This is a genomic window from Oscillatoria sp. FACHB-1406 (assembly GCF_014698145.1).
Classification (GTDB): Bacteria; Cyanobacteriota; Cyanobacteriia; order Cyanobacteriales; family Spirulinaceae; genus FACHB-1406.
In genome coordinates this window covers 52,643-79,532 of the sequence record NZ_JACJSM010000019.1, presented here as the reverse complement: position 1 = coordinate 79,532, position 26,890 = coordinate 52,643, and the positions used below count along the sequence as shown (strand labels likewise).

Here is a 26,890-nt window from a genome sequence, read left to right as displayed (position 1 = left end):
CAAACTTAAAAAAGTAAGCTCTTTTCTTTACTGTTTTTGACTCGCCGCGCGATTTAGAAGAAACTGGGCTGATGGCGAATCAAGCTCAAATATTCTTCGCGCGTTTTCTGTTCTTCAAAGGCACCAAGCATCGCACTCGTTACCGTCCAAGAACCCGGTTTTTGTACGCCGCGCATCACCATACACATATGGGTTGCTTCCATCACGACTGCTACGCCTTGCGGTTCTAAAACCGTCTGGATGGCTTCAGCGATTTGCCGCGTTAGGCGTTCCTGAACTTGTAGGCGGCGGGAGTACATTTCAACGATGCGAGCGAGTTTGCTCAAACCGACGACTTTTTGATTGGGAATGTAAGCGACGTGGGCGCGACCCATGAAGGGGAGCATATGATGTTCGCAGAGGCTAAAAAAGTTGATATCGCGCACCAGCACCATTTCGTTATGCCCTTCGTCAAAAATTGCGCCGTTGACGAGTTCTTCTAAGGATTGGGTATAACCTTGGGTGAGAAATTGCATGGCTTCTGCGACGCGCTTGGGCGTTTTTAGCAGTCCTTCGCGCTCGGGATCTTCGCCGACTCCTTCAATGATTGTTCTTACCGCTGCCATCATCTCTTCTTTTGCCTCTTCCGATGTGGGTTTCAGTTGAGGTTCTTTGCCGTTGTGCGTGTTGCGATCGGGCAAGCTCGAGAGGATTGAGTCAGAGAGATTTAAACTATTGGCAGAAATTGTGGTCATGATGATTAAGAAGATAACATTTGTGAAGGTGTACAACTCGATCTCGATACCCGGGCTTGCTACTGAGAACCCGCACTAGGCATCAATGTCAGTTCTTCAATGACGGTATTGTCAGGCAGGAGGGCGGCGTAAAGAATCGATTCGGCAACGGTTTCGGGGGTTAGCATGGCGGCGCGATCGAAGTCCGCATTGACGGTGTTAGTATCCCAAATGGGCGTGTTAACTGCCCCGGGATAAATAACAACCGTGCGAATGCCGTTGGCGCGTTCTTCGAGGGCGAGAACCTTGGATAAGGCAACGACAGCGGCTTTGCTAGTACAGTAGACTCCCCAATCGGGAAAAGAGTTTTTGGCAGCGATCGAGGCAACGTTGATAATTAAGCCGCTTTGGCGATCGCGCATTCCGGGTACGATCGCTCGGATGCACTCAAAGACGCTGGTAAGATTGAGGTCGATCGTTCGCTGCCAGTCCGCGAGGGGCGTTTCGAGGAGCGAGCCAGTGTACCCCATTCCGGCGTTATTGACTAAAATGTCAATCTCCCCGAAGTCCGCCGCGATCGCTTCGATTCCTTCTTTGACTGCTTCGACGCGAGCTAAGTCCAAGCAGTAAGCTTTAGCTTCAACTCCTTTAGCGGCAGCCTCTCGGGCGACTGCTTCGAGGCGCTCCCGGGAGCGTCCGACTAAGGCGACATGAATGCCGGAACGGGCGAAGGCGAGGGCAGTCGCTTGCCCGATTCCGCTACTCGCACCCGTGACAATCGCGCGTTTTTGTTGGCTAGAAGTCATGATCGGTTATCTGTATATCTGTTATCGGGGTGCAGTTCGGAAGTTCTCTCCAAATCGACTAGCCGCCCGTCACTCACCAGAAACTACCGCCTCAAATCGATTCCTCGATCGCGGAGTCTTCTTTCTTTTCATACCTTTTTGAGGAGAGGCTTGAAACCTCTGTTTCAATGGCACTCAAAAATTGAACGACAAAACGCTGAGCTTAAATTTCCCATATTGTAAAAATTAGTCAAATGGGAAAGCGCGTATTCTCGCCGAGTCGAGAACTATGTAAACAAATATTACTTTTTTAGTATATCACTCTCAGAATCGGAACGGTCATCTGGAATCTCTAATCGGCAAATAGGGAGCGATTATCTGCAAGCTGTTCTAGAGAGAACGCGATGCCAGCCTTCACTCCCACCGCCCCAATCTAATGAATCGCAAACCGACCGATATGGCGGAACTTTTGATAGCGCAGTTCTCGACGCTGGGCTGGAGTCATCTGTAATAACCGCTCTAAATTAGTGGTGAGGGCTTCTTTTAAGATTGCTGCCGCCCCGAGGGGATCCGCGTGAGCGCCGCTCGAAGGTTCGGGTAAGATTTGGTCGAGAATGCCTAAATCTCTGAGATCCCAGGAGGTAATTTTCAGGGCGGTTGCTGCTTGGGGCGCTTTAGCAGCATCTCGCCAGAGGATCGCCGCGCAAGCCTCGGGAGGGGCGACGCTATAGACGGCGTGTTCAAACATCAGCAGGCTTTCACTCACGCCAATTCCGAGCGCGCCGCCGGAACCGCCTTCGCCGATGACGGCGCAGAGGATGGGGACATCGAAGCTAAACATTTGCCGGAGATTGTAGGCGATCGCTTCCCCTTGACCGAAGCGTTCGGCATCGACTCCCGCCCAAGCTGCGGGCGTATCGATGAGGGTGATAATCGGCAGTCCAAAACGATTGGCGTGTTCCATCAGCCGAATGGCTTTGCGATAGCCGCCGGGGGCTGCCATCCCGAAGTTACGGGCGACGTTATCTTTAGTGTCGCGTCCTTTTTGGTGGCCGAGAATGACGATGGGGATGTCGTTGAGGCGGGCTAAACCGCCAACAATCGCCGGATCGTCCCAACCGATGCGATCGCCGTGCATCTCAAACCAATCATCCGTCATGGCTTGAATGTAGTCGAGGGTGGAAGGACGGCGGGGGTGGCGCGCGAGTTGCAGGCGTTGCGAAGGGGTCAGGCTGCTAAAAATTTCACCGCGCAATTGTTCGGCTTTGGCTTCGAGTTCTCGAATTTGCGCTGAGACATCAACATTATTTTCGCTGGCAAGTTCGCGAATTTGGGCGATGCGCGCTTCGAGTTCGCATAACGGTTTTTCAAAGTCCAGCAGGAAAGGTTTGCGCTCTTGAGTAGGCATAAACGGTATATTAATCGGGTAAGGCGAATCCCGCGCGCGGATCGCGAATGTACAAACCGAGAACGAGAGAGTTCAGGACGGTATCCCATACAGGGACGAGGCGTTCGGTATCGTCAACCCAGTAGTCGAAGGTAATCGAGCATTGCACGCTCGAACCGAGTCCAATGCCAATGCGAGAGTAGGCTTCGCGATGTTCGACAGGATCGATAAACTTGATTTGCGTCCAAACCACGCGCGCGGTTTGACGCTTGAGTTGGATGATTTCTCCCCGTTCGATGGGTTGGCGCGAGTCGTCTTTGACAATCTTTTTGAGGAGGGGAAGCAAGGGAAATTCCGACCAATCGGCGGGCGGGAGAATTTTGTAAGAGACTTCTAAGCAACAGTCATCGTCGGGCGGTTTTCTGTCGCGCCAACAAAAGGATTCGTCTTTCGGCTCGAAGTACCAATTTCCGGGAACGTCGAAGCGGACAGCCCCTCGTCCGGCGACAAAAATTTTAGTTCCGGGCTGGGATTTCCAGTTGTGGTTTTCGTTGAGTTCTAGCGTTTTTTTTATCCAGTGGAGGTTGTGCTTTTTGTGTTTGGGCATAAATTGCTTCCCCCTCACAGTTTTCCGGGATTTAATGCCGAACTCGTTACCTACCGCTCGGAACTCTAAGTGCGATCGCAACCTCAAATTGACTTTTTTTGTCTTTAGAATTAAAGACGCACCGGCTCACGCTCTCGGAGGGAGACATGGCCAGCGCTAGGATTTTAATGACTCGACTGGATGCTAATTCATTTTTTTTTAAATCTCCTCAACATCCCAGCATCAAGACTGTTTTGACGATTTTATTTTAAGGGTTGAGAACTTTGAAATACATCGCAGCGACTAAAAAGTTAATCGCTAAGAAGATAATGAGTCCGTTAACTACGTCGCCTTTGTTTGCCGAGCGAGCGCCACTTTGATTCGCCATTTGATTTCGACTCCTTACGATGAGGATAGTGTATTGATTTATTTTACGATCTCGGAGGCCAATCGCAAGCAGCCCGAACCGCGATCGCAGAACCCAACGCTCGATTAACGCACCTTAAAAGGTCACTGGGGGGCTGCAATAGCCTGAAAGCGCTTCCCAATTCCGCACGTCCTCAAACAGCGCTTGATAGCCGAGGGAGTTGGGATGCAAGCCATCGGCACTGAGTCGCTGTCGCCGCCAACTCTCGCCCCGCGCCATCCAGCGATCGAATATGTCAAGGTAGGGGATGTTTCGTTTTTGACAGGCTTGGCGTTGGACTTCTTTATAACGATGTTGGTCGGTGTTGTTATAGTACAAACAGTCTAGAAAGGGCATCCGGCTTTCCTCAACGGGAACCATCCCGACAAACAGGACTGGGCAGAGTTCGATCGCCAGATCGAGTAAGGTAGATAGTTGCTGCTGAAAATCTTCAAAGTCGGTATAGTTTCGCCCATCCGGTCTTCCTAAGCGAGGAGAGTCATTAACGCCGACGGAAAGCAGAATTAAATCGGGGAGACGGTTGCGTAATTCTCCGCGATGGCGGAATTCAACTTCTAGGCGTTGCGTGACTTGTTGCGCGCGATCGCCTCGAATCCCTAAATTATAAAGGACATGACCGTTGGAGTTTCCTAACATCCACTGCCGCCGCAACTGCTCGACCCAACCCCCGCGATCGGGATCTCCGTATCCATAAACGAGACTATCACCTAGAGCAATTACTCGCAAAGCTCTATCGGCTCCGGGTTGGGACAATTGCGCTTGGGAAGAGGAAAAGTCTAGGGTCTGCATCCTATAACCGCATCTTGGTCGTTACTTTTGTCAAATATTGTACATATTTCTATACGATTTGCCAAAATTTCTCAAGCGCGATTGCAGAACAGGACAATTTACTGTCGTTTAAGACAAATAACTAAGAAAGATTACTAAATTCTATCACTATCGGCAAAGTAGGCTACAACCGGCTTATAATATGGTTTTGCGTAAACTTGGGCGAGGAACAGGCAAATGGCGAAAAAGAAACGAGTTGCTACAAGCAAATCTCAAAACTCTAAACCGAGTCCCAAACGATCCCTCGCGCCGGTGGAAAGCGATGCAGATTCGCCGAAACTAGAGAAAGCGAGTCTCGATCTATCTCCCAATTCTCCCTCCTCGGAGCATGAGGATATCGTATTAGAAAAGACAGCGACGGAACCTTCGTCAGTCGATACTGCATCTTCTACTTTAACAGAGCAGCCGGAAAAAGATAGCTCGTCAGATGCAGCAAAAGATAAACAGATGGCAGAGTTAACTGCTCGATTGCAAGCACAGGAAGAAACGTTACAAGCGCTGCAATCTAAATCGAAAGAAGACGAAGAAAGAATTGTTGCGTTACAAGACCAACTTCAAGAGCGCGAGTTATTGGCAAAAAGCCATAGCGAACGAGTCGAAACACTAGAGCAGCAAGCTAGGGAACAAGAGCAAGCTGTTGCCCAGCTTCAGAAACAATTAGAGGCAGAAAAAGAGCGCGATCGCAGTCAAAGCGAACGGGTTAAAGCTTTGGAGAAAGAGCAAAAGGAACGGGATAAAGAAGTTGCCAAGCTTCATAAAAAATTAGAAGAGCAAAAGGCGAGTGCCGAAAATCAGAGCGCTCGCGTCAAAGCATTAGAAGGTGAGAAGAAAGAACAAGAGAAGGCAGTCGCTCAACTTCAGAAGCAATTAGACGAACAAAAAGCGAATGCGGAAAGCAACAGCGCTCGCGTCAAAGCGTTAGAAGGTGAGAAGCAAGAGCAAGAGAAGGCAGTCGCTCAACTTCAGAAACAATTAGACGAACAAAAAGCGAATGCGGAAAGCAACAGCGCTCGCGTCAAAGCGTTAGAAGGTGAGAAGCAAGAACAAGAGGAAGCAGTCGCTCAACTTCAGAAACAATTAGACGAACAAAAAGCGAATGCGGAAAGCAACAGCGCTCGCGTCAAAGCGTTAGAAGGTGAGAAGCAAGAACAAGAGGAAGCAGTCGCTCAACTTCAGAAACAATTAGAAGAGCAAAAAACTCACGATCGCGATCGAAGCGAGCGGGTGAAAGTTCTGGAGAAAGAGCAAAAAGAACGAGAAGAAGAAGTTGCGAAACTACAAAAACAACTCAGCGATCTCGATCGCCAAAATCATCAAGCAATGGAGGTGCAGCGTCAAAAACGCGATCGCGATCTCGAAGCGTTACAGCAGCAGCTTGATACAGCCCGAGGCGAAATTGAAAGTTATCGCCACCTCGCACAACAGTCCGAGCAACAAGCAAACTCAATTGAGAAGTTGCAAGAACAAGTATCGAGCTTGCAGAGTTTGGCGCACTTAGGAGAACTTCAACTCAATCGGTGGAGTCAGCGCACTTACTCGCGGTAAGGTACAATGCAACCGTTAGCGCCGTGGCGATCGCGGTTGACTGAAACCCTTCATCTCAACCGCAGTCTCCCTAATTCTCGTTACTTCCAACTCGCAACCGTTTCCCCCTCGGGAGAACCCAAGAATCGTACCGTCGTTTTTCGAGGTTTCTTAGAAAACAGTAACGCGATCGCGATCGCAACCGATCTTCGCAGCGAGAAGATCGCTCAAATTCAAACTCGCTCCCGAGGCGAAATTTGCTGGTATTTCCCTCAAACCCGCGAACAATTTCGGCTTTCCGGGGTATTAACGCTTATCGATTCTGACGGCGCGGATGCTCGGTTTCAACAAGAACGGCAGAATATTTGGCGATCGCTTTCCGATGCAGCGCGAGTACAATTTACTTGGCCCTCACCTGCCGAACCTAGAAATAAAAATCCGCTCGCCTTTGACTCGTCTGCCCCAAACGCAGAGCAACCCTTAGATAACTTTTGCTTGCTTCTACTCGATTGCGATCGCGCCGACTACCTCCAGCTATCCGGAAACCCTCACAATCGTTGGTTGTACCAACGCAACCCCGATTCGAGTTGGACAACCTTAGAAGTCAACCCATAAAAACTCAAAATAATTATCGGGACTTTAACATCCTTGCCGCCCTTTTTAAGGTAGATTTTTGTCAAAGTCCCGTTATCAATTATCCATTATCAATTATCAATTAAACAACCGTTCCATCCGGCATTGTCGCCCCCTGCCATTCAACCCACGTTAAATTCGCACTACTCAACTCGGCTCGGATTAAATTCGCCCCACTCAAATTGGCTGCGGTGAAATTCGTGCGAGCGCAGTAAGCTTCCACCATCTCTGCATCCCGCAAATTCGCTTTACTCAAATCCGCACGACTCAAATCGGCGCGATTAAGCCGTGCCAACCGGAGATTAACTTCCGACAGCTTGGCATTATTCAAATGCACATCCGGCATCACCGCACCTTGTAACGTGGCTTCCGTCAAATCCGTATCCGCCAAATTCGCGCGCTCCAACTTTGCATTCGTTAAATTTGCGCCTCGCAGATCTGCCCCTTCCAAATTAGCATCGGAGAGAAAAGCGCCCCGCAAATCGCACCAACGCAAATCCGCCTTCTTGAGATTTGCCTCTCGAAGCTGAACTTCCCGTAGGTTTGCACCGCTGAGATTCACTTTTGGCAATTCTGCCCCCTTGAGATCCGCCCCTTCAAGATCGACACGACATAAAACTGCCCCCGTCAAACTGCTGTAATAAATCCGTCGTTCTTCGCGCAAATTTGCACCGCGCAAGCAAGCCCCAATCAGAGTTGCGCCGCTTAGGTTCGTACCGCGCAAATCGGCATCGATTAGGTTTGCATCTTGGAGATTAGCTAGGGTTAAATCCGCCGCGCGCAAATCGGCTCCTTGCAACGTTGCACCGTGCAAATCGGCGTTATGAAGGTTTGCACTGCTCAATAGGGCTTGATTGAGATTTGCACCGCTTAGTTTAGCTCCGGTTAAAGTGGCTTTTCTCAGGCGAGCGCGACTGAGATAGGCGAATACCAAAAGTGCGTTACTGAGATCGGCGCGTTCGAGATCGATGCCAATTAAATCTGCACCCGTGAGATTCGTCCCACTTAAATTTTCCCCCCGGAACTGAGTTTCTCCCCCTTCATAGCGTTGTCTGAGTTCGCCAGCATCCATAACGATTTTGATAATTTATTAGTTCGTTAACTCGAGGCAGTCAGTGCGAATTGAACTTAGCGATAAAAGGGTTTTAGCGCTTTCGCGATCGCGCTCGCTGCTTGGAAACTTTCATTTGGGTCGTCTAGTGTTTGAGCAATCTCATAGAGTTGAGTTTCTAATTCTGGCAGGGTTTTATACTTTTGATAAGCACTCAAAAGCAACTCGTCCAGTTCGATCGTCCGCAGGCTAGACCAATCTTTCCCTTTGTAGTCAAATTTATGTTCGAGTAAGGAAAAGGTCAATATTTTCGCCCGCAGAGGATTGCTGTATTTGATCACTTCCAAACGGACTGCGAAGGGATCGTAGGTATTCCCTGCTTTGGCCAGTTGAGCGTTAAGCTCGCTGAGGTCTTGGGGAAAGGGAACGGATGCGTCCCAAGCTTCTAGGGGATTGGTTGGTAGAATTGTACCGGAGATTGGGGGCGATGCGATCGGGACTTCTAAGGGAACGGTGGGCGCTAACACCTCTTTCACATCGGCTCGAGCCGATGCGGCTTGGGGCTGCGTTTGTTCTTGAACTCCGGTAGTTTGAGCGGTATGCAGGGTATCGCCGCCGGTTGCATCGTACAATTGCTCGAAGTTATGGACGATAATATTGGCAACGGAGGAGTATTCTGTTTTGCGATTGAGACTATCGACAATTCCTTGTAGGGAAAGAGCGAGTTGGCTGAGAGTGGGATAGAGTTGGTACGTGCGTTCGACTAATTCGCCGATCGTAACTTTCAGAACGGTTTCTGCTTCATTACTCCAGCGGTTATTGCAAAGGCAATAAAGGAGCTTACGGATTCGCAACGATTCCAAATCGGTGTCGAGGCTGCGGGCGATGCTTTGAACGGAGTTGGAGGAGCGATCGATCGCGTCGTACTGCTGCGGCTTAAAGGCAACAATTTGCGTTGCTTCTTCAGTTTCATCGTAGAGTTTGCCGACGAAACTAATAATCGTATTTGCAACTAATAAATATTCGGTTTGTCGGTTGAGACTTTTAACGATTTCATAAAGCGAAATACTCAGTTGATCGACGGTTGAGTTGAGATCGATGACTTCTTGAACGAGATCGCGCAGGGAGATCGCCAGCAAAATCTCGCGATTGTTTTCCCACTGGTTCCGAGTCGCGCAAAAGAGCATCTTTCGGATGCGCAATACGTTTTTGTGCTGTTCTAAATCTCTGACAACTTCGTTGAGTAACGATCTCACCAGTCCGATCTCCCTTTCGCAAGCCACTCGAATTATAGCCGGTTTCATTTTGAATTCGGTATGGGGGGTTAGGTACTTCTCCGGTTTTATTAAACTGCGGGCTGGGGAATCCGGTGCAGTCTAAAATAAAGCTCGGTTTGGAGCCGATGGGATATCGGCAGTCGCAGAAAAGTTTACATTGCCTGTGATAACATCCAGTCTTGGAGCAAGTCACCAATCTTGGGTTGGGGAACCAGCGCGATCGAGTAAGGCTATTCCTGCTTCTACGCTATCGAGAACCGAAAGTTGTTCGCGCAATTCTGCCGCTCCGGGGAACCCTTTGGCATACCAAGCCATGTGTTTGCGCGCTTGCAGCACTCCCCGTTCTCCTTTATAGTCCCATAAGCCCTGTAAGTGTTCTTTCGCGCATTCGAGGCGATCGCGCACTGTCGGTTCTGGGCGTTGTTTCCCGGTTCTCAAAAAATAATCGATTTCCCCCACTAAAAACGGATAACCCAGCGTTCCCCGCGAACACATCACCCCATCCGCTTTCGTTTCCGCCAAGCAGCGCGCCGCCGCTTCCACCGAAAAGATATCGCCGTTGGCAATAACCGGAATCGAGAGCAATTCCTTAACGCGAGCAATCCAATCCCAGCGCGCAATGCCATTGTACCCTTGAGCGCGGGTGCGTCCGTGAATGGTTATCATCTGCGCGCCTGCATCCTCCATTCGGCGGGCGAAATCGAGGATGGTAATTTCGTCATCGCTCCAACCGATGCGCGTTTTCACCGTCACGGGAACCTCTACCGCTTTAGCGACTTCGCGGACAATTGCAACCGCGACTTCCGGTTGTCGCAGCAACGAGGAACCGCCGCCCCGTCGCGTAATTTTGTTGACCGGACAGCCCATATTAATATCTATAGTGGCAGAGCCTTGCGCGATCGCACGGCAAGCCGCCTCCCCCATAAAATCCGGGCGACAGTCGAACAATTGAATGCTAACCGGACTTTCCTTCGGATCTAGTTCCATCACTTGGGGCAACTTTTTTAAATGGTGCAGTTCGCTCGCACTCACCATCTCGGCGTACATCATCGAATCGGGCGCGTAACGCCGTACCAAGCGCCGAAATACCAGATCGGTCACCCCGGAAAGCGGAGCCTGAAAAACGCGGCTATTGAGGGTGATAGAGCCAATTTTTAGGGGCGTAGCAAGGTGAGAAGGAAGGGAAGAATGAACCACAAAAATAGAAAGTTAATAGAACTTAATTTTAAATTTTACTGCGTTTTGAGATTACAATAGGTCAGGCTCTCATTCATCATAGAAAAAAATCTTTAAAAGATTCAAGTCTTAAAGCTAAAAGCTCGCATTCTTCGATCTTTTTACCTCTTCAATCAAAATTGCAACACCTCGTCATTTTGCCATCTACCTCATGGAACAATTTCAACAACAACTGGGAGCTATCATTCCCGATACTCCTCTTGTTTCCTTCACCATTCTAATTCTCGTTTCGCTGTTTGTTCCGCCCATTTTTGAAAAAATCAAGCTACCCGGCTTGGTTGGGTTGCTCGTGGCTGGCGTAATTTTAGGCCCCAATATCCTAGCATTGCTAGAACATGAAGATGACACGATCGAACTGCTCTCCGATGCCGGTAAAATTTATCTCATGTTTGTTGCGGGTTTGGAAATAGACCTCGATGACTTTCGCAAAAAAAGAGATAGATCGCTCACTTTTGGAGTGGCAACTTTTATTGTACCAATGATAGCCGGTATTATTGTCGGTCGAGTATTTGGCTTCAGTTGGAATACTGCGGTACTCATCGGCTCCTTACTCGCCTCCCATACGCTACTCGGATATCCGATTGTAAATCGCTTGGGAGTCGTCCGCAACGAAGCGGTTACGGCAACGATTGGTGCAACCATTTTTACCGACATTTCCGCCCTTTTAGTTTTAGCGATTTGCGTCTCTATTCATCGCGGTAACTTTACACCGGCGAGCCTTGCTATTCAGCTAATTTCTTTAGCTGTGTATGCCGCGATCGTTTTATTTGGAATTGAATGGGCAGGTCGGGAATATTTTCGCCGCACGGGAGATGAAGAAAGCAATCAATTTTTGTTTGTTTTGGCGGCTGTGTTTATTGCCTCAGTAGGCGCACAGATGATTCAAATCGAAAAGATTGTTGGTGCATTTTTAGCAGGACTAGCGATTAATGGAGTAGTCGGGAATGGCCCGGTTAAAGAGAAAGTTGAGTTTGTCGGTAGCGCTCTATTTATTCCTTTCTTCTTTATTGGAATGGGCTTGTTATTAGACATCCCTACTTTTATCAGCACGATTACTTCGACGACAGGCTTAGGGTTAACTTTCGCCATTGTTTTAGGATTAATTGGAAGTAAGTTTATCGCCGCTTTAGTTCCTAAGTTTATTTATCGCTATAGCTGGGACGAAGCCATAACGATGTGGTCGCTTTCTATGCCCCAGGTTGCCGCAACTTTAGCCGCCGCCTTAGTCGCTTATCAAGCGACGAATAAGGAAGGAGAAACGCTGATTTCTAAGGGCGTTTTTAATACTGTCATCGTGATGATGTTGGTGACATCAATTCTCGGCCCTGTGATTACTGCACGATTTGCTAAAAAACTGTCAGTCCCTGAATCTGCGAGCGATTGGGGGGAAATGAATTTACTCCCCGAAGGTGAAGCAGAGGCGACAGCAACCACAATCCAGAGGAGTAAATTAGCGTCCCTTGCCTCTCACGTTGTCGTCCCAATTTATAACCCTAAAACGCAACGAGATTTGATTGAAATGGGAGCTATGCTCGTTCGTCAGGAAGCAGGCGAATTGATTCCACTGTCTGTGGTGCGAGCGCACGTTCATATGGACGAACCGCAGCTAAATGATGCGCTTGTGGAGAGTCAACAAAGACTGAAGAGTTCGCAAGAAATTGCGGAAGAATTTGGGGTTTCCGTGAAACCGATGATGCGCATTGATGATGATGTGACCAATGGAATCAGTCGCGCGGCGCGAGAGTGTAATGCAAGTTTAGTGGTAATGGGATGGAGTCGCACGCGGTTGCGATCGCGCTTATTTGGAACGATAATCGATCGCGTCTTTTGGGCTTCTCATTGTCCGGTTGCCGTGGTGCGCTTGCTTGAGGAACCCAAAAATATTCGTCGCGTCTTAGTACCCATTCAAAATTTAAGCTCCAGTTCGATACGAGTGCTGCGCTTCGCTCAACTGTTTGCGCGAACCAATCAAGCGACGGTAACGCTCTTGCGCGTTCGCAATAACAGTAAGTCCCGCGAGCCGTTGGAGTCGTTTGAAGCGAAACTCAAGCAAGCCTTTGCTTCTGTTGATTCAGAAGTTCACATGGAGGTGAAAAGCATTGCTGGCGATAATGTGGCGCAAAGCATCCTAACAGAAGTTCAGGATTTTGATTTAGTTGTTTTGCATTCGCGCCGCCGTCGGACTGTTGCGGGATTAGCTGTTAGCGATGTCACCACCGAAGTGATTAAAAAGTTGAACGGTTCGATGGTTATTTTTGGGGAACCCCATTCGTGAATAAACTTTAACGATAGAACGATTAATGTTTTAATTCCGAAAGCTGGAGTACGGAAAGAAAAGAAGTCGGTAGGCTTTTTAAGCCTGCCGATTCTAATGCGGTTCTCAAATCGGCGAGTAAAAGTTCTCGTTCTCGAGCCTCCAAGCGAATATAAGGTGAATAAGTTTGCAACAGCGCCAGATAGTCTTCAATCGTATAAGTTCTACGGCATTGCTGCTGTTCTGAACTTAAGTTGTCGAAATAACCCGAGTCTAAAACTGCTTGGCCGAATTTTGCTAAATCTCGATCGCGTTCTTGTCGGTGTTCGTCGTGAAACCGAGCTAAATCGGGGTTTCGGGCGAGATAAACCGAACGCAATTGCTGGTAAATTTCGTCGCGGGGTTGAACTTCCGAATTCCAAAGCAGAATGAGAGAACCGTGCGGTTTGAGTGCGGCAGCAATTTTGGGGTAGCCAACTTCCGGCGAAACCCAATGAAAGGAGGTAGCGGCAACGATCGTATCGTAAGATTGGGGTTGCAGTTCCCAAGCTTCTAAAGTTGTGGTGAGAATTTCGACGTTGGGATAAGTGCGGCAGTTGTAACGGGCGAGTTGACTGGCTTCGGGACTGGGTTCGAGAGCGGTTATCATATAGCCAAGCTCGGCAAATTCTACTGTAGCAGTGCCAGGGCCGCAACCAATTTCGAGGATTGTGGCGTTGGGGGGAAGTTGGGAGGTGGCACGCTGAATGAGATTTTCAGGATAGCGCGGTCGAACGCGATCGTAAAGTTGCGCCACCGTGCCGTATAAATTCTCGCGCTGTTGGGGCGAACAAGTCGCCATAAATTGCTCGTACCAAGTTGGGTTTTGTTCGGGATTATTCATTTTGTCAATCTGGCTAGCTAAACTGCTCGAGTAATTTATAGCGCTACTTGAAACGTGAAGGTAGGTTTCTAAACGCACCAAAGTCCTGACTGGTGGGCGCTGCCCACCCTACTACATTGACAAGCTTGAAACGTGAAGGTAGGTTTCTAAACGCACCAAAGTCCTGTCTGGTGGGCGCTGCCCACCTTACCCGATATCCTAACTGAATTGCGTAGCGCTGTAGCATTGTTGCGGCGGAAGTGTGGGAACCTCAACGAGCGAATTTGCGTCTGCAACCTTTTAAAGCCTTTCTGTTTTATTTCGCAGTCCGCGCGATTGATTTATTGCTAGGAACGTAGAGGAACTTTCACTATGAATTCGCACCACTTCACCCCCAATTTTAAGACTTTGACGAAAACGGGAATTGGTTTAACGTTCGGCGTTATTTTCGGACTCGGCAATGGAGTTAGTTTAGCGCAAACGTTGCCCCAGTCGTCCTTTGAGATCGCTCAAACTAACCAGAAAAGACCGGATGTTGTCATTGATAATGGGAACAACGGCGCAACGAATTCCGATCCGCGCTTCACTTGCGAATTCGTTAACGGGCAGTATACGGTAATGTACAACCCCGACAATCAAGCGGGACAGGGTTATCCTTGGGCGACTCCGACGGAGATGGGCGGGGGTTGGACTCCGCAAGCGCGCTGCGAGACGATTAGCAAGCGGTTGGAGTCGTACCGTCCCGATGGGTTGGTGGAGTTACAAACGGGGATGGAGAACAACTATAACGTGGTGTGTGCGACGACGGAGGCTAATCCGAGTTGTCGGATTGTCTTCACCGTACCGCCGGGACAGGATCCGATTGCAACGCGCGATCGCGTTTTCCAAAATCTTACCGTTGCCGATAGCGGACAAACCACTCAGGGCGTAACGACTTATACCGCAGGCGAGGCAGGAAGCGCTATTTTAGGGCAACTCGGTCAGGTTTTGGGCGGTAATAGCTCGATTTTGGGCAATATCGGGCAGTTAGGGCAGTTAGGGCAGTTGGGACAATTAGGGCAACTGGGACAATTAGGGCAGTTAGGACGCAGCAGTAACAGTGCGATTCCGTTGCGTCCGTTCCTCGCCCCCTCCGATGGCGGTACGGGCGAACGCTTGGGAATGGGCGGTTTTTCGCAACCTTCGGGCGCGCGATTGAATCCGGATCGTTTCCGTTAAGTGTCTCCTGAGTTTAGATAGCCAACAGCAGGGACGTTCAATTGAACGTCCCTGCCTTTAAAATGGACTGAGCGTGAACTCCCATAACCTAATGATGACCGATCCCGTTTTAGACGTTCGCAACCTTCAAGTTCAGTTTGAAACCGACGAGAGAACCATTGTTGCCGTAGACGGGATTAGCTTTCAACTCCAACGCGGAGAAACCCTCGGAATTGTGGGCGAATCGGGTTCGGGTAAATCGGTCACTTCCCTCGCGATTATGGGCTTACTGCCCCCGACGGCTAAAATTCCTCGCGGTGAAATCGAGTTTCGGGCGGCGGAAGGGGGCGAACGGGTTAACCTGGTGGTGCTAAGCGAAGAACGGCGCAGGCAGTTTCGCGGCGGCGAAATCGCGATGATTTTCCAGGAACCGATGAGTGCGCTAAATCCGGTGTTCGATATCGGTTTTCAGTTAACTGAAGCGATTCGCCTGCATCAAGCGGTGTCGGATTCCGAAGCAAAACGGCGCGCGATCGCGTCTTTGCAAGAAGTGAAGCTACTACCCAGCGACGAGCAATTACGCGCTAATTATCTGACAGAATACGGTCAGAGTGGCTCTAGAGATCGCGACATCCAACGCTACATCAACGACCAAAAAACCGCCATCCTCAAGCGCTATCCCCACCAACTCTCCGGCGGACAACTGCAACGAGTCACCATTGCAATGGCGATTTCTTGTAACCCCACCCTCCTCATCGCTGACGAACCCACCACCGCCCTCGATGTCACCGTTCAAGCCACTATTTTAGATTTATTGCGCGAACTTTGCGCCGCCCGCAATCTTTCCGCCATCTTCATCACCCACGACTTGGGCGTAATCGCAGAAATTGCCGATCGCGTCGCCGTCATGTACCGAGGTAAAATCGTCGAACAAGGTTCCCTGCAAGAGATTTTCCTCAATCCCCAACATCCCTACACCAAAGGTTTGCTCGCTTGTCGTCCTCGCCTCGATCGCACCGAAACCGTTCTTCCCACCGTATCAGATTTTATGGAAGTCGAAACGGATGCAAACGGCGAATGGACGATTCGCGAAAAAGCGCCGCGCGAAACCCTCCCGATTAACACCGTTAAATTGCCCGTCCGTTCCCCCGACAGTCCCCCACTCCTGCGCGTCGAAAACTTGCGCGTCGGATTCCCCATGCGCGGCGTATTCGGACAGATGCAGCGCTATTTTATGGCAGTGAATAACGTTTCCTTTGAGGTGTATCCCGGCGAAACGTTAGGATTGGTGGGCGAGTCTGGGTGCGGAAAATCGACACTCGCGCGCACGCTGTTACGCTTAACGCCCGCGTTGCAAGGGCGCATTGAGTTTGAAGGCGAAGAGATTACCCATTTAAGCGGGAAACGCTTGCGTCGGTTGCGGCGCGAGATGCAAATTGTCTTCCAGAATCCCTATAATTCTTTAGATCCGCGCATGAGTATCGGGAAAACGGTGATGGAACCGTTGGAGGTGCATCAGGTGGGGAAAAGTGGCAAAGAACGGCGCGATCGCGTAGCATACCTTTTAGAGCGCGTCGGACTTAATCCTACATGGACGAATCGCTACCCCCACGAATTTTCCGGCGGACAGCGGCAGCGCGTTTGTATCGCTCGCGCCCTCGCACTCAACCCTAAGTTTATCATCTGCGATGAATCGGTTTCTGCTTTAGATGTTTCGGTGCAAGCGCAGGTGTTGAATTTGTTGAAGGAGTTGCAATCGGAATTCGGTTTAACTTATATCTTTATTTCCCACGATTTGAGCGTCGTTAAGTTTATGAGCGATCGCTTAATTGTCATGAATAAGGGGAAAATCGAAGAAATGGGCGATCCCGATCGCATTTATCGCGAACCGCAGCAAGAATACACCCGTCAGTTAATCGCTTCAATTCCTGCCGGAAATGCAATTGCGAGGGGTTAATTATTGTTTCAGCCCTCTTCTAACGCTCTAATCGATATTAATTCGGGGTTCCTTTCGCTAGGGTTAATAATTCCGGTACGGTGACAAAGCGATATCCTTGAGCTTTTAAACGCTCGATAATGGTGGGTAAAGTAGCGATCGTTTTCCAACGATACCAAGGAGCATCGTGGAGGAGAACAATCCCGCCAGAATGAGCGCGGTTTATAACATTAGCAGCGATAGTATTTACTCCCGGATAGCCCACAGAATCTTCGGAGTTAATCGACCATAAAACCGTTAAATAGTTGTGGTTTCTGGCATACTCGACCAAACCATTATTCATATTTCCCAAGGGAGGACGAAATAAAAGCGGTCGGTTTCGGGTAAATTGCGCTATCTCATCTGCGGTCTTTTCAATTTCTTGCGCTGCACTTTCCGGACTCATAACCTTATAAGCATGAGTTAAAGTATGGTTGCCGATCGCGTGACCGAGTTCGACAATGCGACGAGTAACATAAGGATATTTTTTGACATTTTCGCCAATCAGAAAGAAAGTCGCTTTAACTTGATACCGCCCTAAAATATCGAGGACTTGAAGCGTTGTTTTGCCGTCTGGCCCGTCGTCAAACGTTAAAGCAATGATTTTGTCGGAAGTTTTCGGCGTAACCTTTTCAATAACTTTACCTTGATATTTATTTAAATTATCTTGTTGGGTTTCCTGCATCCTGATTTCTATCGTTCTTTCGAGAGAATTCAGAATAACGGGAGACAAAAATTGATTTTCGGGCGCTAATACTGTTGCCTCGGCTATCGTATTTTTTTTGAACCCGACAATGCTCAAAAAAATAGTTAAAAATAGCACCAAAAAAACAATTTTACTTTTATATTTCTTAGTCAGATAGATCGATAGTTGCACTTTTTTTATCGCAGAAAAACACCAAATGAGCGAACCGAATCCGCCCCCCCTCGAACGCGATATGCCCAATTGTCCGCTGTCAACTATTCCTTTTGACGGCTCCTCGCCCTAAAGATGCGAGGATTCTTGGATCGTAGGGAGTCTAATGACTTTACCCTCACCAAAATTCACGGCGATGCGCCCCACCGCTGTATGAGAAAATTCTTTCTGCTCCCTTGGAGCCAAAACTTTCCCAGGAAATTACGCCCATTGCGAGACAGGTTCCTCCGCTCTTGGCGCGAGTCTCTGACTGTGTGGCGGATGCCTTTATCCTACCATCAAAAGCCGCCCTAGAAGCGATGCACTGAGCCTGCCGAAGTGGGCGTAGCTCTGTATCCCATTATTTTCGGTCAATTATTCCCCGAGTTCGTCTAGCAGGAGAGAACGAGCGAAAAATTGGGCTTGCGCGGACAAAGGATGGGTTTGATACCAAGTGTACGCTGTTTGCGCGATCGCGCGTCCGGTTTCTGCTGTTATCTGCGCCATTGTTCCGTCAAACGCCCAGTAATGTTGACCGGCAACTAACCCTTCGACAGCGACGGGGTGAGAGTGCGGCAAGACAGAAAGGAGTCCGTGGGCGCTGTAAGCTGCAAAAACCGTAGATTTTCCGAAGTATTCCGGGGGAGGGGCGCTCAAAAAGCCGATCGTCGCGTTTCCGAGGAGGGCGCTTGCTTCGGGGGCGCTGAGTACGCCCATTGCCAAGATTTTGAGTTCGCCGCTTGAAGGGGGAAGCGCTTCAGTCGGAACGCCGATATCGTAAAGGGTATCGAGGTTGAAGGTGCGGCAGGTTTCCAGGACTTGGGGCAGGTAGTTTTGGTAAAGGCGCGATCGCGTGTTGCGATGTCCGAAGACAACAGCGCTGCGTTCTCGTCGTTCCCAAGGGATAAGTACAGCGGGTTCCCCGATATTGGAGGGGACGGGTAAAACGGGAATCTCTCGCTCTCCGGCGGCGAGTTGGCGCAAGAGTCGGGCATAATTTTCCCGATTGGTGAAGGCGCGATCGCTGCATTTTAACAAACGCGCTGCAACCTGTTTTTGCAACCCAGACAGCCAAAACGAACTCGTCCAGGGGGGCGTGCGGCGATAGGGATAGACTTCGTGGAACATAACGGATAAAGCGCGCTTCCCCTCAGAAGTGCATCCTCGTTTCCACTCCTCCAACCCAGTAGCCAACCACCTCGGACAACCGCGTTGCGCGTAGCCGTAGCCAGAATAGTGCAGTAAAATCGAACCCTCCTTCGGCAGGATTTGTTGTAGGGCGCGATCGCTGCGTTCCCTGAGACAAACCGCTGAAAACCCTTCAATTTCCGAGCGTCCCGCCCAAGTTGGGTTAGCAACAATGAACTGCGTTGCGATCGCCCAATCTCGATGTAACTGTCGGGCGAGGTTCAGCGCGTAATCCCCCAAACCATCAACAGCAGGGGGAAGAATCGGGACAATTTGAGTTAAAGTTTGCATGGTTAGCTGCGGAGATATTTCAAGCCTGAGTTCCGAGGGAGATCGCGACCCCATAATTACGAACTACATCTCGACAAGCGTTCGACTGAGCTTGCCGAAGTCTCAATGACCGCGAATTATCAATTACGAATTATGTTGACGCGGGCTGCACGTTTTAAGCGATGTCGAGCTTGGGGCTGAGTCTGTGCTGATGTTATCAGCTAGTTGGGGCGCTCTACGCTGCGAGGAGAATTGTTTAGCCCGATCGCACCGGAAATCGCCTAGAATAGCGGATATCGAGATAGATGAGCAGCATTTTTTTTGAGGGCGAGGAGAGGAATTGAGCGATGCAAACCATTGAAAATCGCCCTGCGGAACCCAACGTTCGGTTTCGACAGTTACAAGATCGATTGCGCGATAGCACCGCCAGCGACGATCGCCTCGATCTCGACGATCGCGATATCCTGGTGATCCCCTCCTTAAGCCTCGATCGCGAGCAATTGCGAAAAGTATCGGGTTTCATCCACTACGAAGAACGCTTGCTCTTTTCCCTGATTCGCTTGCGCAACCCCCACACGCGGCTGATTTACGTCACTGCTTTACCCCTCTCGCCCCTGATTATCGACTACTACTTGCAACTTTTGCCGGGGATTCCTTTTTCCCACGCGCGCGATCGCTTGTTACTTTTTTCAACTTACGATGCGTCCGTTAAACCCCTTACCCAAAAGATTCTCGAACGCCCGCGCTTAGTGGAACGCTTGCGAAAAGCCCTCCGTCCCGGCAAATCCCACATGGTATGCTTTAACGCCAGCCCCCTCGAGCAAGAACTCTCCCTCGCCCTCGATATCCCTCTCCTGGCCGCTTGTCCCGATTTACTCTACTGGGGATCGAAAAGCGGCAGTCGGGAATTGTTCGCAGAAGTCGAAATTCCCCATCCCGTCGGCAGTTTAAGCGTTTGGACTGTCGATGAGTTAGTTAAGGAAGCCGTGGCGTTGCGATCGCGCCAGCCGGATTTGCGACGCATGGCGATTAAACTCAATGAAGGCTTTTCTGGCGAAGGAAATGCCGTTCTCGATTTAAAAGATTTGAGCGCCGATGCGAGCCTTGAAGCGATTGAAACCGCCGTGCGCGCCAACCTCCAGCACCTCAGCTTGCAAGCCGCCGATGAAACCTGGGAAAGCTTTTCCCGCCGCATTCCCGAACTGGGGGCAATCGTCGAAGCCTTTGTCGAAGGGGAAGAAAAGCGATCGCCCAGCGTTCAAGGCTACATTAGCCCGGACGGGCGCGTAAAAATTCTTTCGACCCACGACCAAATTTTAGGCGGCCCGGACGGGCAAATTTATCTCGGCTGCCGCTTTCCTGCCGATAATGCTTATCGCTTGCGCTTGCAAGATATGGGCCTCGAAATTGGCAAAGCGCTTGCCGCGAAAGGGGCAATGGAACGCTACGGCGTGGATTTTATCGCCGTTCGCTCGCCGGAAAAAGACGGTCAGTGGGACTTGCAAGCGATCGAGATTAATTTGCGCAAAGGCGGAACGACACACCCCTTTATGGCGCTTAAATTGCTGACGAATGGCAACTACGATGCAGCCAACGGACTGTTATACAGTCAGCAAGGTCAGGCGAAATATTACATCGCAACGGACAATTTACAAAAACCTCAATACCGAGGTTTATTACCCAGCGATTTGATGGATATCATTACTTGTCATCACCTCCATTTCGATAGCAGTACGATGACGGGAACGGTGTTTCATTTAATTGGCGCGCTTTCGGAATTTGGTAAGTTAGGGCTGACCAGTATTGGGAATACGATTGAGGAAGCCGTCAGTTTGTATCAACGCGCTGAATCCGTTTTGGATGCAGAAACTCAAACGGGGATCGATCCTTCTGAGTCTTCATCATCTCCAACTTTACCAATTACTTGGCTGGGAAGTGAGTGAGCTTCGATCTCTCAATTTTAGAGCGCTAAAAACCCCCCAAGACAATTTCTTGGGGGGTTACTCGACGCTCTGACAGAGTTTACTTAAAATCGGGAGCGCTTTAACAACGATTGATTAGGAATTGAAAGCTTTATTCGAGCTACCGATCCTTAACTTGTTGCAGATTCCCAGTGCGTCGCAGAAGCGTTACAGCAGTTATTAGAAGCGGTTGTTTCTGCGACCGCCACCGCCGCCGCCGAAGGAGCCTCCGCCGCCTCTGTTGTCTTCGCGGGGTCTGGCTTTGTTGACTTTGAGTTCGCGACCCATCCACTCAGCTTGGTCGAGGGTCTCTATCGCTTTGTCTTCTTCAGCTTCTGTATCCATTTCTACAAATGCAAAACCGCGCATCCGACCGGTTTCGCGATCGGTAGGCAGATGAACGCGCTTAACGGTTCCGTATTCTGCAAAAATCTCCTTTAAATCATCAGGCGTAACCTCGTAGGGGAGGTTGCCGACGTAAATTGACATAGAGGAATTGCCTCCTGAATTGAACAACTGTAGTGAGTTAAAGTGTCGGAGAGCAACTCGTCAATATTGAGATCGAAAAAACCAGGCAATACTGAAATCAAAAATTGTTACCGATCGTTTAAGGCTCGAATTTTATTTTAGCACTTTTTTAGGCAAAACGCACTCCTCTCAAGGCTAGAATTGAAGAAGAGTCAAAGGATGCTGACTTATAGCGGCTGAGAAATGCCTATTTTACGAAATCTCAAGTATTTTAACGATTTATTAATTTCTGATGGCACAGTATTTAGGAATGTTCTTTCAAGGTTTGCCGTCGGGCGGCTCTTAAATCTTGGTCGGCTGGGCAAGGGTAGCAAAAGCGCTCTTCCTGCAATCGGAGCGATTCAAAGAGCCGCGCTTGCCCACCACTAGCTCTGCGTTCTAGAATTCTTAAGAAAAAGTTTATAAATAATCTCTTCCCCCTGCGCGTTCGTACTTATGCTAAACGACCTTAGTATTCGTAAAAGTAATTTAAATGATAAAGATTTCATCTTGCAGATGCTTATGTATGCCTCACATGAAGACTCTATAGATGATGTTCGGACTCAGCCCGCGCTTATGGCCTATGCAGAAGATTGGGGCAAAACTGGCGATAGAGGGTTTATTGCCGTAGAGCGCGATCGCGCGATCGGAGCCTCTTGGATTCGTTTAGGGACGGCGACAAATAAGGGTTTTGGATATCTTGACGATACCACTCCCGAGCTTGTTGTTGCTACACTTCCAGCGGTCAGAGGTCGGGGGATTGGAACCTTATTAATTAATCGTCTGATTGAAGAGATAAACCCTTTCTATCCAGCCATTTCTCTCAGTGTACGCGATAATAATCCAGCCGTAAACTTATACCAAAAACTTGGATTTGTTAAAATCACAGGCAGCGAAATTGTTAATCGGGTTGGAGGTCTTTCATTTATCATGAAAAAAAGTTTCAAGTAATTCACTCGGCTCTCTCCAGCGTTTTTCATAGGGATGAGGGACAAAAAATTGCCATGAGATGGGTAAGGGTGAATGCCATTCGCCCGCACAGCATACCTCACGCCAAAGAAAAATGCTATAAATATTTTAGAGAAATACTTGAATTGTTCCCGATCGCCCCTAGCCGGGGTTAGGCGGTCAAAGAACTCACGAGCCGCCGTTGCCACTTATCAGTAGTCTCAACGCTCTCTAATTCCGCGAGGTCTGCATGAATCCCAACGGTGAAATTATCACAGTGCGACCCGATGTCGCGATCGATACGCTTCAGAAATTGCCCAACTATGTAGGCATTTCCAGCAAAACAGCAGGTTCCACCGGTATCTCGATGAACGTCGTCATCATCCCCGCCGGTGCTAAAGCTCAGCCGCACTATCACGAAGGATTCGAGACAGCAATCTACATCCTTAAAGGGGAAGTTCAAACCTTCTACGGCGAAGGGCTATCCAAATCCTGCATCAACCAACAAGGCGACTTTCTTTACATCCCATCCGGCGTACCGCATCAGCCCGTGAACCTTAGCAACGATACCGATGCGATCGCACTGGTGTCGCGCAACGATGCCAACGAGCAAGAAAGCGTCCGGGCTTACAATCCTTAATGGGTGCAGTGCGAAATTCGCATGGCCTCATGAACGACTACTACAGGATTCGGAAAGACTGGAGCTTCATTCTCCAAACAAATCGAGGGGAAAATGTCCGAAAGTTCCATTAATATTATCATCGTCGGACTGGCAAGAAACTAACACGCCTCGATAGGTTCCGGTGTAGCGATCGCAATAACAAGATTGTTTTTGAGTATTATACTTAATGTAGATCGGTTCTAACCCTTCTGCTGCCTCAGCTTCGGCTAAATTGGCTCGATAGCCCATTGCAGAAAGATAGCGATTGAGGGCAGCAAATCCTTCCTCGGCACAATTGGCGCAAACGCCTAAATTCTCCGCATCCGAAGCACGCGCGATCGCTAATAGAGCTTCGCGGACTTGCCCTTTTTCAACGGGAGAGGCTATCGCTCTTGGAGTCGTACAACTAAAAGCGTTCAAAATTTTTCGAGCTTCGGTAATTGTTAAAGAAGTCATAACAAATTTAAATCGTTTGCTTGCTGCCAACTCGAACAGGCTACACCAGGAGAAGATAAAACAAGCTCGGTTAGATATCGCCGACCTTCCCCAATATTGAAAAGGATATCTTAGCATCAAGTGTAATTATCCCGCTGCTTACCAATTCAGGTCGAACAGCGGGATGATTGTAAGGAGTGTTAGTAAATCTGCGTGCGATGAGAGGAGTATCTGAGGTGGCGATCGCCATTTAAATTGAGGTTAGGGCTAGGAGAGCGAGTTAGCGTTTAAGCTGGCTAATAATGCTCTTTAGATTATGCTCGATCGAATTAGAAATTTTGTCCTTAAAATTGTGCGTCTCGGCACTAATCCGCGATCGCGTCTAGAGATTCCGCCTCCGGCGCTAGCGGTTCGATATCGCTAATGCGATCGGCAAACAACTCTTCGTTCGCTCGCTCGCGATAAAGAACGTGGATATAAGCATCAACCACAAGCTCCATATAAGTACAGACTGCGCGATCTCCGTTCTCTGACACAAACTCCATAGATTTCTCCACTAACTCGGACAACATAGGGCTGTGCCTAATCGTACCTCAGTAAGAACCCGCAAAATGTGGAATGAATATAAAATTTACTCGAAGAAAATTCGGTCAACCGTTTAAGGGGGTCAAACGATAGGATATTATTGACAGGCTAGGACGTTGCACGGACTTTGGCTCGCCAAGTCTGTTTCGATAACTCCCAAATCCTTAAACTCCGGCCTTATGAATTTAGTTGCTCTCCAAAACGCGCTAGATAATACCTCGTTTGCGGTTCTGTTCCTAACCGTGTTGATCTATTGGGTAGGGGTTGCCTTCCCAAAAATCCCCTATTTACAGGTACTAGGAACGGCAGGGATGGGGATCGCAAACCTATGTATCGCAGCCCTCCTCGCTTCTCGTTGGATAGAAGCAGGCTACTTCCCAATTAGCAACCTTTACGAATCCTTATTCTTCCTCGCTTGGGGAGTAACTGCCATTCATTTAGTCGCCGAACGCATGAGTCGCAGTCGATTAGTGGGTGCATTTGCCGCCCCCCTCGCAATGGGAATTGCAGCTTTTGCTGCACTGACGCTACCCTCCGAAATGCAAGCGTCCGCACCGCTCGTTCCCGCTCTCAAATCGAATTGGCTGATGATGCACGTCAGCATTATGATGCTCAGCTATGCAACGCTGATGATCGGCGCGCTACTGGCGATCGCATTTTTGGTCGTAACGCGGGGCAAAAACATCGAACTGCGCGGCAGTTCCATCGGCACCGGAGGCTATCGCCTCCTCTCTAAAACCTCTTCCGCCGCCCCCGCAGAAGAACTCAAAGTTGCTAGTCCAACTAAAGCTAATACCGCTGTCCTCAACGCTGTCAGTGCCGAAATCGCCACCCTCTCGCCCCAGCGCTTGACGCTAGCCGATACCCTCGACAACATCAGCTATCGCATCATCGGCCTCGGATTTCCCCTCCTCACCATTGGCATTATCGCCGGTGCAGTCTGGGCAAACGAAGCCTGGGGTTCCTACTGGAGTTGGGATCCCAAAGAAACTTGGGCCTTAATTACCTGGCTTGTCTTCGCTGCCTACCTCCACGCCCGCATTACGCGCGGCTGGCAAGGTCGCAGACCCGCAATTTTAGCAGCAACAGGATTTGCAGTAGTCTGGATTTGCTATCTTGGTGTGAACCTATTGGGCAAAGGATTGCATTCCTACGGTTGGTTTTTCTAAACCGTCGCCGCTTCGCTGAAAGCTGCGCGCCCGTCAGACAAGGAGAAATCCACCACTAACTTTAGAAAATAATGGGGTGAAATAGCTGTGGATAATCAATTTGAACCACTCTTAACTGGGGAAGTGCTATCCGTACCCGAATCGATGAAATTCTTAATCGGACACGGCACGTTTAGAGTCGGCGAACTCTCAGAATCATTGAAAGCTGCCATGCTCGAGCATGGCATCGGAGGTTTGACGGGCGACACGGAAGAATGGTTCGGTGAAGATGGTATTTCCTGTGAAGTGCTGCGCTTCGGGGCAACAAGTTGGCAAAGCGGAAAGGTCAGAATTCATATCGAATTTTGTCCCTCAGAACCGGGAACTTCCTCAACGCCCGTTTCTCCTGCTGCCAATGCAGTCAGCGCGCCCAGCAATCCATCGCTAGCGACAATGCCAACAGTGGCCACTCCAGCTACGATGGCGGCAACAGAAACTGCCTCCGTCGAGACTCCCCCGAATATCCCTGTTGCCAAAGTGACAGAGGAAGTCACGACTAAAGTAACAACGACAGAAGTCTTTACGGTAAATTCAGAAAGCGAACCGGCAACCGCCACCGAAGACGATTTATTTGCAACTGAGGCTATTGCTGAAGAAGCCGAAGACGATTTATTTGCTGGCGAACCGGCAACCGCCACCGAAGACGATTTATTTGCAACTGAGGCTATTGCTGAAGAAGCCGAAGACGATTTATTCGCTAGCGAACCGGCAACCAAAGCCGAAGATGATTTATTTGCAACTGAGGCTATTGCTGAAGAAGCCGAAGACGATTTATTCGCTAGCGAACCGGCAACCGAAGCCGAAGATGATTTATTTGGCACGGGTGCAGCCGAAGATTCTGAAGAAGATTTGTTTGCCGGTGCATCGTTAGAAGCCGAAGCCGAAGATGATTTATTTGGTACGGGCGCAGCCGAAGATTCTGAAGAAGATTTGTTTGCCGGTGCATCGTTAGAAACCGAAGCCGAAGATGATTTATTTGGTACGGGCGCAGCCGAAGATTCTGAAGAAGATTTGTTTGCCGGTGCATCGTTAGAAGCTGAAGATGATTTATTTGGTACGGGCGCAGCCGAAGATTCTGAAGAAGATTTGTTTGCCGGTGCATCGTTAGAAGCCGAAGCTGAAGATGATTTATTTGCTACAGAATCCGCAGAAGAAGAGTTAGCCGACGATCTTTTCGGCAGTTTAGATGAAACAGATAATACTACTAATAATTCTTTAGAAGCCGATATGTGGGGAGGCGCAGAGGATGAAGACGATCTATTTGGTGGAGCAGATGAAGAAGCTGTAGAAGATATTTTTGGGGCAGCAGATGACGACTTAGAGGACGATCTATTTGCGGCTTCGGATGACAGCCTTGAATTAGGCGGTTTAGGCTCAGATGATGATTTTGCGTGGGCTGAATCGTCGCAGGATAAGAAGAAGAAAACTGATTCTGCTGATGAGTTTGACGATCTTTGGAAAGATATCAATTAAAGAGTAGAAAGTGGCGATCTTGAG

Annotated in this window: 25 protein-coding genes; 10 read left to right on the top strand and 15 right to left on the bottom strand. The window is 49.3% G+C overall.

Features of this window, described 5'->3' with window-relative positions:
* Positions 1 to 53: 53 nt before the first annotated feature.
* The 6 genes from folE to H6G50_RS17465 all read right to left on the bottom strand — a co-directional run bounded on the left by folE (position 54) and on the right by H6G50_RS17465 (position 4,687).
* Positions 54 to 734 (bottom strand): GTP cyclohydrolase I FolE, encoded by a 681-nt coding sequence (gene folE, locus H6G50_RS17490; RefSeq protein WP_190719001.1) that lies wholly within the window; start codon positions 732 to 734, stop codon positions 54 to 56.
* 59 nt (positions 735 to 793) lie between these two features.
* Entirely contained in the window at positions 794 to 1,519 is a 726-nt protein-coding gene (locus H6G50_RS17485; RefSeq protein ID WP_190718998.1) for an SDR family oxidoreductase, read from the bottom strand.
* Between the two features lie 412 nt (positions 1,520 to 1,931).
* Positions 1,932 to 2,906, bottom strand: a complete 975-nt coding sequence (gene accA / locus H6G50_RS17480; RefSeq protein WP_190718995.1) for an acetyl-CoA carboxylase carboxyl transferase subunit alpha — start codon at positions 2,904 to 2,906, stop codon at positions 1,932 to 1,934.
* A 10-nt stretch (positions 2,907 to 2,916) separates the two neighbouring features.
* Complete coding sequence (locus H6G50_RS17475) at positions 2,917 to 3,492, bottom strand: hypothetical protein (RefSeq protein ID WP_190718992.1); 576 nt, start codon at positions 3,490 to 3,492, stop codon at positions 2,917 to 2,919.
* Positions 3,493 to 3,739: 247 nt separating this feature from the next.
* Positions 3,740 to 3,859, bottom strand: coding sequence for a photosystem I protein PsaX (psaX, locus tag H6G50_RS17470; protein ID WP_190718989.1), 120 nt, complete (start codon positions 3,857 to 3,859; stop codon positions 3,740 to 3,742).
* Positions 3,860 to 3,973: 114 nt separating this feature from the next.
* Positions 3,974 to 4,687: a GDSL-type esterase/lipase family protein gene (locus tag H6G50_RS17465; protein ID WP_190718986.1), complete on the bottom strand. Its 714-nt coding sequence runs from the start codon at positions 4,685 to 4,687 to the stop codon at positions 3,974 to 3,976.
* Positions 4,688 to 4,903: 216 nt separating this feature from the next.
* Here H6G50_RS17465 and H6G50_RS17460 point away from each other — a divergent pair, with 216 nt between their 5' ends.
* Together H6G50_RS17460 and H6G50_RS17455 are read left to right on the top strand one after the other, a co-directional pair.
* On the top strand, positions 4,904 to 6,271 hold the full coding sequence (locus H6G50_RS17460) for a hypothetical protein (protein ID WP_190718984.1): 1,368 nt from the start codon (positions 4,904 to 4,906) through the stop codon (positions 6,269 to 6,271).
* 6 nt (positions 6,272 to 6,277) lie between these two features.
* Positions 6,278 to 6,865, top strand: coding sequence for an Npun_F5749 family FMN-dependent PPOX-type flavoprotein (locus H6G50_RS17455; protein WP_190718981.1), 588 nt, complete (start codon positions 6,278 to 6,280; stop codon positions 6,863 to 6,865).
* 100 nt (positions 6,866 to 6,965) lie between these two features.
* Here the strand turns inward: H6G50_RS17455 and H6G50_RS17450 are convergent, their stop codons facing one another.
* From H6G50_RS17450 to dusB, 3 genes are all read right to left on the bottom strand, one after another.
* Complete coding sequence (locus H6G50_RS17450) at positions 6,966 to 7,955, bottom strand: pentapeptide repeat-containing protein (RefSeq protein WP_190718978.1); 990 nt, start codon at positions 7,953 to 7,955, stop codon at positions 6,966 to 6,968.
* Positions 7,956 to 8,011: 56 nt separating this feature from the next.
* Complete coding sequence (locus H6G50_RS17445; RefSeq protein ID WP_206756575.1) at positions 8,012 to 9,190, bottom strand: hypothetical protein; 1,179 nt, start codon at positions 9,188 to 9,190, stop codon at positions 8,012 to 8,014.
* A 210-nt stretch (positions 9,191 to 9,400) separates the two neighbouring features.
* Positions 9,401 to 10,408 carry a tRNA dihydrouridine synthase DusB gene (gene dusB, locus H6G50_RS17440; RefSeq protein WP_190718972.1) on the bottom strand — a complete coding sequence of 336 codons (1,008 nt, stop codon included), beginning with the start codon at positions 10,406 to 10,408 and terminating at the stop codon, positions 9,401 to 9,403.
* A 190-nt stretch (positions 10,409 to 10,598) separates the two neighbouring features.
* On the opposite strand from dusB, the gene H6G50_RS17435 reads away from it, so the two are divergent.
* Positions 10,599 to 12,722 carry a cation:proton antiporter gene (locus H6G50_RS17435; RefSeq protein ID WP_190718969.1) on the top strand — a complete coding sequence of 708 codons (2,124 nt, stop codon included), beginning with the start codon at positions 10,599 to 10,601 and terminating at the stop codon, positions 12,720 to 12,722.
* A 22-nt stretch (positions 12,723 to 12,744) separates the two neighbouring features.
* Here the strand turns inward: H6G50_RS17435 and H6G50_RS17430 are convergent, their stop codons facing one another.
* The gene (locus H6G50_RS17430) at positions 12,745 to 13,584 is read right to left on the bottom strand and encodes a class I SAM-dependent methyltransferase (RefSeq protein WP_190718966.1); all 840 of its coding nucleotides are present in this window, start codon (positions 13,582 to 13,584) and stop codon (positions 12,745 to 12,747) included.
* Positions 13,585 to 13,935: 351 nt separating this feature from the next.
* On the opposite strand from H6G50_RS17430, the gene H6G50_RS17425 reads away from it, so the two are divergent.
* Positions 13,936 to 14,781, top strand: coding sequence for a COP23 domain-containing protein (locus H6G50_RS17425; protein WP_190718964.1), 846 nt, complete (start codon positions 13,936 to 13,938; stop codon positions 14,779 to 14,781).
* A gap of 94 nt (positions 14,782 to 14,875) precedes the next feature.
* Complete coding sequence (locus tag H6G50_RS17420) at positions 14,876 to 16,717, top strand: ABC transporter ATP-binding protein (RefSeq protein ID WP_190719086.1); 1,842 nt, start codon at positions 14,876 to 14,878, stop codon at positions 16,715 to 16,717.
* Positions 16,718 to 16,754: 37 nt separating this feature from the next.
* On the opposite strand, the gene H6G50_RS17415 is transcribed toward H6G50_RS17420, so the two are convergent.
* Together H6G50_RS17415 and H6G50_RS17410 are read right to left on the bottom strand one after the other, a co-directional pair.
* Positions 16,755 to 17,420: a polysaccharide deacetylase family protein gene (locus H6G50_RS17415; RefSeq protein ID WP_190718961.1), complete on the bottom strand. Its 666-nt coding sequence runs from the start codon at positions 17,418 to 17,420 to the stop codon at positions 16,755 to 16,757.
* Between the two features lie 585 nt (positions 17,421 to 18,005).
* The gene (locus H6G50_RS17410) at positions 18,006 to 19,109 is read right to left on the bottom strand and encodes a glycosyltransferase family 1 protein (RefSeq protein ID WP_190718958.1); all 1,104 of its coding nucleotides are present in this window, start codon (positions 19,107 to 19,109) and stop codon (positions 18,006 to 18,008) included.
* A gap of 326 nt (positions 19,110 to 19,435) precedes the next feature.
* On the opposite strand from H6G50_RS17410, the gene H6G50_RS17405 reads away from it, so the two are divergent.
* Positions 19,436 to 21,031, top strand: coding sequence for a peptide ligase PGM1-related protein (locus H6G50_RS17405; protein ID WP_190718955.1), 1,596 nt, complete (start codon positions 19,436 to 19,438; stop codon positions 21,029 to 21,031).
* Between the two features lie 198 nt (positions 21,032 to 21,229).
* Here H6G50_RS17405 and H6G50_RS17400 read toward each other — a convergent pair whose 3' ends face one another.
* Positions 21,230 to 21,538: an RNA-binding protein gene (locus tag H6G50_RS17400; protein WP_190718953.1), complete on the bottom strand. Its 309-nt coding sequence runs from the start codon at positions 21,536 to 21,538 to the stop codon at positions 21,230 to 21,232.
* Between the two features lie 474 nt (positions 21,539 to 22,012).
* Here H6G50_RS17400 and H6G50_RS17395 point away from each other — a divergent pair, with 474 nt between their 5' ends.
* Complete coding sequence (locus H6G50_RS17395) at positions 22,013 to 22,507, top strand: GNAT family N-acetyltransferase (RefSeq protein WP_190718950.1); 495 nt, start codon at positions 22,013 to 22,015, stop codon at positions 22,505 to 22,507.
* Positions 22,508 to 22,754: 247 nt separating this feature from the next.
* Positions 22,755 to 23,144 (top strand): cupin domain-containing protein, encoded by a 390-nt coding sequence (locus H6G50_RS17390; RefSeq protein ID WP_190718948.1) that lies wholly within the window; start codon positions 22,755 to 22,757, stop codon positions 23,142 to 23,144.
* Between the two features lie 66 nt (positions 23,145 to 23,210).
* Here H6G50_RS17390 and H6G50_RS17385 read toward each other — a convergent pair whose 3' ends face one another.
* Together H6G50_RS17385 and H6G50_RS17380 are read right to left on the bottom strand one after the other, a co-directional pair.
* Positions 23,211 to 23,621 (bottom strand): DUF1824 family protein, encoded by a 411-nt coding sequence (locus H6G50_RS17385; protein WP_190718945.1) that lies wholly within the window; start codon positions 23,619 to 23,621, stop codon positions 23,211 to 23,213.
* Positions 23,622 to 23,965: 344 nt separating this feature from the next.
* Positions 23,966 to 24,136, bottom strand: coding sequence for a hypothetical protein (locus tag H6G50_RS17380; protein WP_190718942.1), 171 nt, complete (start codon positions 24,134 to 24,136; stop codon positions 23,966 to 23,968).
* A 228-nt stretch (positions 24,137 to 24,364) separates the two neighbouring features.
* On the opposite strand from H6G50_RS17380, the gene ccsB reads away from it, so the two are divergent.
* Both ccsB and H6G50_RS17370 read left to right on the top strand, forming a co-directional pair.
* The gene (gene ccsB / locus H6G50_RS17375; RefSeq protein WP_190718939.1) at positions 24,365 to 25,354 is read left to right on the top strand and encodes a c-type cytochrome biogenesis protein CcsB; all 990 of its coding nucleotides are present in this window, start codon (positions 24,365 to 24,367) and stop codon (positions 25,352 to 25,354) included.
* Between the two features lie 87 nt (positions 25,355 to 25,441).
* Entirely contained in the window at positions 25,442 to 26,866 is a 1,425-nt protein-coding gene (locus H6G50_RS17370) for a nucleoporin (protein ID WP_190718937.1), read from the top strand.
* Positions 26,867 to 26,890 lie beyond the last annotated feature (24 nt).

Bases quoted from the DNA above. Each gene is read 5' to 3' on its own strand.
- folE (WP_190719001.1), bottom strand. From the start codon at position 734: ATGACCACAATTTCTGCCAATAGTTTAAATCTCTCTGACTCAATCCTC.
- H6G50_RS17485 (WP_190718998.1), bottom strand. From the start codon at position 1,519: ATGACTTCTAGCCAACAAAAACGCGCGATTGTCACGGGTGCGAGTAGC.
- accA (WP_190718995.1), bottom strand. From the start codon at position 2,906: ATGCCTACTCAAGAGCGCAAACCTTTCCTGCTGGACTTTGAAAAACCG.
- H6G50_RS17475 (WP_190718992.1), bottom strand. From the start codon at position 3,492: ATGCCCAAACACAAAAAGCACAACCTCCACTGGATAAAAAAAACGCTA.
- psaX (WP_190718989.1), bottom strand. From the start codon at position 3,859: ATGGCGAATCAAAGTGGCGCTCGCTCGGCAAACAAAGGCGACGTAGTT.
- H6G50_RS17465 (WP_190718986.1), bottom strand. From the start codon at position 4,687: ATGCAGACCCTAGACTTTTCCTCTTCCCAAGCGCAATTGTCCCAACCC.
- H6G50_RS17460 (WP_190718984.1), top strand. From the start codon at position 4,904: ATGGCGAAAAAGAAACGAGTTGCTACAAGCAAATCTCAAAACTCTAAA.
- H6G50_RS17455 (WP_190718981.1), top strand. From the start codon at position 6,278: ATGCAACCGTTAGCGCCGTGGCGATCGCGGTTGACTGAAACCCTTCAT.
- H6G50_RS17450 (WP_190718978.1), bottom strand. From the start codon at position 7,955: ATGGATGCTGGCGAACTCAGACAACGCTATGAAGGGGGAGAAACTCAG.
- H6G50_RS17435 (WP_190718969.1), top strand. From the start codon at position 10,599: ATGGAACAATTTCAACAACAACTGGGAGCTATCATTCCCGATACTCCT.
- H6G50_RS17430 (WP_190718966.1), bottom strand. From the start codon at position 13,584: ATGAATAATCCCGAACAAAACCCAACTTGGTACGAGCAATTTATGGCG.
- H6G50_RS17425 (WP_190718964.1), top strand. From the start codon at position 13,936: ATGAATTCGCACCACTTCACCCCCAATTTTAAGACTTTGACGAAAACG.
- H6G50_RS17420 (WP_190719086.1), top strand. From the start codon at position 14,876: ATGACCGATCCCGTTTTAGACGTTCGCAACCTTCAAGTTCAGTTTGAA.
- H6G50_RS17415 (WP_190718961.1), bottom strand. From the start codon at position 17,420: ATGCAGGAAACCCAACAAGATAATTTAAATAAATATCAAGGTAAAGTT.
- H6G50_RS17410 (WP_190718958.1), bottom strand. From the start codon at position 19,109: ATGCAAACTTTAACTCAAATTGTCCCGATTCTTCCCCCTGCTGTTGAT.
- H6G50_RS17405 (WP_190718955.1), top strand. From the start codon at position 19,436: ATGCAAACCATTGAAAATCGCCCTGCGGAACCCAACGTTCGGTTTCGA.
- H6G50_RS17400 (WP_190718953.1), bottom strand. From the start codon at position 21,538: ATGTCAATTTACGTCGGCAACCTCCCCTACGAGGTTACGCCTGATGAT.
- H6G50_RS17395 (WP_190718950.1), top strand. From the start codon at position 22,013: ATGCTAAACGACCTTAGTATTCGTAAAAGTAATTTAAATGATAAAGAT.
- H6G50_RS17390 (WP_190718948.1), top strand. From the start codon at position 22,755: ATGAATCCCAACGGTGAAATTATCACAGTGCGACCCGATGTCGCGATC.
- H6G50_RS17385 (WP_190718945.1), bottom strand. From the start codon at position 23,621: ATGACTTCTTTAACAATTACCGAAGCTCGAAAAATTTTGAACGCTTTT.
- ccsB (WP_190718939.1), top strand. From the start codon at position 24,365: ATGAATTTAGTTGCTCTCCAAAACGCGCTAGATAATACCTCGTTTGCG.